Annotated in this window: 5 protein-coding genes and 1 pseudogene; all 6 read right to left on the reverse strand. The window is 64.5% G+C overall.

Going from position 1 to position 4,277, the window contains the following annotated elements; all coding sequences use genetic code 11:
* Nucleotides 1-34 precede the first annotated feature (34 nt).
* Nucleotides 35-472 carry a hypothetical protein gene (locus EOA38_RS29310; protein WP_127300873.1) on the reverse strand — a complete coding sequence of 146 codons (438 nt, stop codon included), beginning with the start codon at nucleotides 470-472 and terminating at the stop codon, nucleotides 35-37.
* Between the two features lie 19 nt (nucleotides 473-491).
* Complete coding sequence (gene flhB / locus EOA38_RS29315; RefSeq protein ID WP_127300874.1) at nucleotides 492-1,574, reverse strand: flagellar biosynthesis protein FlhB; 1,083 nt, start codon at nucleotides 1,572-1,574, stop codon at nucleotides 492-494.
* A gap of 24 nt (nucleotides 1,575-1,598) precedes the next feature.
* Nucleotides 1,599-2,618 (reverse strand): flagellar motor switch protein FliG, encoded by a 1,020-nt coding sequence (locus EOA38_RS29320; RefSeq protein WP_126092206.1) that lies wholly within the window; start codon nucleotides 2,616-2,618, stop codon nucleotides 1,599-1,601.
* A gap of 40 nt (nucleotides 2,619-2,658) precedes the next feature.
* Nucleotides 2,659-3,039: a flagellar motor switch protein FliN gene (gene fliN, locus EOA38_RS29325; RefSeq protein ID WP_127300875.1), complete on the reverse strand. Its 381-nt coding sequence runs from the start codon at nucleotides 3,037-3,039 to the stop codon at nucleotides 2,659-2,661.
* A 30-nt stretch (nucleotides 3,040-3,069) separates the two neighbouring features.
* The gene (locus tag EOA38_RS29330) at nucleotides 3,070-4,005 is read right to left on the reverse strand and encodes a FliM/FliN family flagellar motor switch protein (protein ID WP_127300876.1); all 936 of its coding nucleotides are present in this window, start codon (nucleotides 4,003-4,005) and stop codon (nucleotides 3,070-3,072) included.
* A gap of 34 nt (nucleotides 4,006-4,039) precedes the next feature.
* Nucleotides 4,040-4,277 (reverse strand): annotated as a pseudogene (locus EOA38_RS29335) (flagellar motor stator protein MotA); the annotation flags it as partial.

Raw genomic sequence — 4,277 nt, forward strand, 5'->3', positions numbered from 1 at the left:
CTCAGGCCAAGCGTCCACACGCCCCAAATTGTCGTCAAGGATAGGCGAGCGGCTCGGTCTTCCGAATGCTGGCCTGCTCGATCGCGGCCTCCAGCAGGGCGGTGTTGTGCTCCGGCGTCTCGCCCGGCTTCTCGAAAGACACGTAGTTGACGACCACGGACGCCCCGTGCTCGGTCAGCGTGAGCTGGAAGTAGACGGTGACGCCGCGCGGGCGAAGCTCGAGATCGAGCACGATGCGCGGGCTGCCGCTCCAGTCGACATGCGCTTCGCCGCCATGGCCGAGCCTGAGCGTGCCCGGCTGGAAGTAGAGTTCCGCGGCCGAGTCCACCAGGTCCGACAGGCAAGCGAAATGCTCCAGCCGGATGAAGGCGATATAGTCGGCGACCTCGATCAGGCGCAGTTCGCCGACTACATCCTGGATGGCGCTGGCGACGATCTGCTCGCGTGAATTGGCGTGTGGTTGCCGGTTCATGGATAGAGGCAGCATCCGTTCATGAGGGTACTCTGCGCACGGCCTTCTTCGAGTAGACGATCCGCACCAACTCGGCGACGGCCTGGTAGAATTGCGACGGGATCACGCTATCAACCGAAACTTGCTTGTACATGGAGCGGGCAAGCGCCACGTCCTCGAAGATCGGGATGTTGTGCTCTCTGGCGATTTCGCGGATCTTCAGCGCCACCAGGTCCTGGCCCTTGGCGAGCACGACCGGAGCGGAATCCTCCTCGCGCACATATTTCAGCGCGATGGAGTAGTGCGTCGGATTGGCGATGACGAGCGTCGCGCGTGGCACCGCCGTCATCATGCGCTGCCGCGCCCGGTCGCGCGCCAGCGAGCGCAGGCGCGACTTCACGATCGGATCGCCTTCCGATTGCTTCAACTCGTCCTTCACTTCCTGCTTGGTCATGCGCAGATCGCGCCGCCAGTGGAAGCGCGACCAGACGATGTCGGCGACCGCAATCAGCCCCATGACGAAGACGATCGACACCAATATGTCGACAAAGATGCCGCGGATGACCATGCCGAACGACACCGGATTGGTGATCATGCCGGCAAGCAGCCTGCGATGATCCTCCGACAGCGTGAAGGCGAGCACGGCGATGGCGAAGGCAAGCTTGGCCAGCGACTTGCCGAATTCGACGAAACCCTGCACACCGAACAGCCGGCTCCAACCCTTGGCGATCGAAATGCGCGACAGTTGCGGCCTGATCCGCTCGCCGACGAGTTGCGGCATGTTCTGGAACACCGAGGCACCGATGCCGGCGACCACCAGCAGCACCAGCAGGCTGACGACGGCGCGGCTGATCTCGATCAGGACCTGCTCGTAGAGCGTGATGACATCGGTCTCGGTGTCCATCGGCCATGCTTCGGGCTTTTCCAGGAACGTCGACAGGAACATGCCAAGATCGACGACGGCATCCTTGGCGTAAAAAACCGCGAACACCAAAATGGCAAGGAACGAGGCAAAGATCGCCGTCTCGCGCGAATGGGGCAGCTTGCCCTGTTCGATCGTGTCGCGGATCTTCTTCTCTGTGGCTTCCTCGGTTTTGGAATCCTTGTCGACCGCCTCAGCCATGGTGACCCGACCGTATTGCTGTCGTCAGGCCGCTTCGGCGGCGCTTTGCGTCGAGGGAAGCTCGAACGCTCCTTGCCGCGACAGACGGATGGTCGCCACGGCGATCGTCTTGCGCGCCGCCATAATGTCGGCCAGCGCAATGCCTTCCGATCCCTGCCCGAGCTCGGACTCGATCATGCGGCGTGAGCGTGCGCCGATCGCCGACAGCACGGATTCGGTGAGCGCCGCGGGCGCGCCGCGCAGCGCCAGCGTGACGAGCTCGGTCGACAGCCCGTCGAACAGCAGCACGCGCGCCTTCTGGGTAAGCAGCGGCAGGTCGTCGAAAGCAAACAACCGCGACTTGACGCCGGCGAGATCGGGCGTGCCGGCCTCTTCCAGATCCTGCATGAGCTCGTCGAGCTCGGGCTTGGCCATTTCGTTGAGCACGCTGGCGACACGCTCCTGGCCGGCCGAAGTGTCCTTGGTCGCCTTCTGCGCAAGCACGCTGGCGCGCAACTGGCTCTCGACGATCCTGGTCGCTGCGTCCGGAATGTTGGCCATCGTCACCATGCGCTTGATGATCTGGCTGCGTATCGGCTTTTCCATCGTCAACAGAACGTTGGCGGCGGCCTGCGACGCGAGCTTCGACAACACCATGGCCGCCGTCTGCGGATGTTCCCCGGCGAGGAAGGTCCCGAGGCGCGCGGGCTCGAGCTTCTCGAGATCCGGCCAGATCGGCGGCGGTCCCTCGGGAGCAGGTTCGAGTTTCTTGTCGCCCATGATGGCGCTCATCTCCTCGGGCGACAGCGATTCGTTGAGGATCGTGTCCATCCGGTCGGCCGAATCGAGCAGGCCGGCGCCCTCCGTGAACTCGGCCTCGAATTCCGCGACGATGCGTTCCAGATCGGCTTGCGGGATGGTGCGCAGCAGGCGGGCGCCCTCGATCAGCGCCTTCAGCTCTTCCTGCTTGAAGAATTTGAGCAGCCGGCTGGCCGAGGGCTTGCCCATCGCCACCAGGATGGCGGCAGCCTTTTGCGGGCGCGTCAGCGTCAATGACGTCATCATGCTTGGCTCCGCGGCCGGTGGATGCTCTGGCTGTCCATTTCTACGCGCTCTTCGTCGCGGCGATGATCTCGGTGAGCCTGATGCCGAAGCGCGACGGATCGTTTTCCAGGACGGTGATCTCGCCGCGCGCAATTCTGCGGCCGTTGACGACCACGTCGACCGGCTCGCCGATGCGGCGGTTGAGTGCCACGGTCGAGCCTTTCTGCAATGCCATCAGCTCCGACACCGGCATTTCGGTGCTGCCGAGGATGATCTGCACATCGACCGGGATCGTCATGATGATCGACGAATTGGCGCCTGCCTGGAGGGCGGCGTCCGGACGCTGTTCCTCTTCCCGCAGCACGCCGCGCAGTTCCTCGATGGCGCGGTCGAGCTGCTCGTCCGGCTGATCGGGTTCGGCTTCCACCTTGGTCTTTGCCATGCCTCTTCTCCAATAATCCCAGGTCCGGCCTCAGCCGGGCATAAGTCCGTCGATAAAATCCTGCCCGGCATCGTGAGGATGCCGGATGCGGACCGTGTAATTCTGGCCGAGCTTGCCGAATTCGCAGACAAACAGCGTCTTGTCGCGCGCGCTGAGCTTGGCCTGCGACTGCGCGTTTTCCTCGAACTCGATCACCTGGCCGGTCTGCAAGGCCGCGAGATCGCCAAGCGTCAGCCGGGCGAGCGGCATGGTGGCCTCTAGCCGAACAGCCGAGCGCATCACTTCCTCCGAGAAGCGGGCTCGCCAGTCGAATTCCGTCGTCTGGTCGCCGCCTTGAGCGGCGGTGGCGCCGCGCGCCGCCAGAAGGATGCGCTGCGGGATCATCACCGTCACCGTGCCGGTGTCGGTTGGCGTCGAAATGCCGTAGACGATGCGGACTGCCGCGCCATCGCGCAGCACACGCCGTCTTGCCTCGTTGCCGGACATCGCCCGGGGGATTGGCAGGCGCAGGTTTAGGGAGCGCCTGTCCGATCCGTTCAGCGCGACTGCGACCTCCTGGAAGACGCTGGTCGCGACGTCGGTCTCGATCTGCGACAGGTCGCGCTCGATCGGCGCCACCGGCTGGTCCGGGTCGCCGCCGAACAGAGCGCTGACCATGACGGCGATCGCCGGCGCGTCCATGACCAGCGTCATGGCGTCGGCCGAGGTCGGCGAGGAGACGATGGTCATGGCGAAGGTTTCACCGGCGCGGATGCGCGCATCAGGCACACGACTCACTTCCGCCGCTTGCAGGTCGACCGTGACCGGCGCGCCAAGGTCGCCGGAAAGGGCTTTCTGCAGCAGCGGCAGCGAGCGTTCGGCCATGCCGCGGCCGACGCCGATCACCTGCGCGGCCTCGCCGCTGTCGCCGACGAGACGCTCGATGATCAAGGCCCGGGTTTGCGACGGGCTGCCCGGACTGGTCATGACGGCATGCGGCCCTGGCTGAAGTTCTGCATGCTCAGGCCGCCTTCTTCTCGGCGACGCCCGTATTCATGGTGCTCTGCTCGACGGCATCGATCGTCGGGCGCTCATAGGAGGAGATGGTCTTGCGGCCGAACTCGATCGCGACCTGCGGCAGGGCGCCGTTCATGTAGGCGAGTAGCGTCTGCTTGACGATGATGTAGAGGCGGTTCTTCTTCTCGCGAACCGTCTTGATCTTGGTGGCGACCGGGCCGACCACGCCATAGGACAGGAAG

The sequence above is a fragment of the Mesorhizobium sp. M1E.F.Ca.ET.041.01.1.1 genome (assembly GCF_003997355.1).
Taxonomy (GTDB): domain Bacteria; phylum Pseudomonadota; class Alphaproteobacteria; order Rhizobiales; family Rhizobiaceae; genus Mesorhizobium.

Excerpts from the sequence above, each read along its gene's own strand:
- fliN (WP_127300875.1), bottom strand. The coding sequence starts at position 3,039 with ATGGCAAAGACCAAGGTGGAAGCCGAACCCGATCAGCCGGACGAGCAG.
- EOA38_RS29310 (WP_127300873.1), bottom strand. The coding sequence starts at position 472 with ATGAACCGGCAACCACACGCCAATTCACGCGAGCAGATCGTCGCCAGC.
- flhB (WP_127300874.1), bottom strand. The coding sequence starts at position 1,574 with ATGGCTGAGGCGGTCGACAAGGATTCCAAAACCGAGGAAGCCACAGAG.
- EOA38_RS29320 (WP_126092206.1), bottom strand. The coding sequence starts at position 2,618 with ATGATGACGTCATTGACGCTGACGCGCCCGCAAAAGGCTGCCGCCATC.
- EOA38_RS29330 (WP_127300876.1), bottom strand. The coding sequence starts at position 4,005 with ATGACCAGTCCGGGCAGCCCGTCGCAAACCCGGGCCTTGATCATCGAG.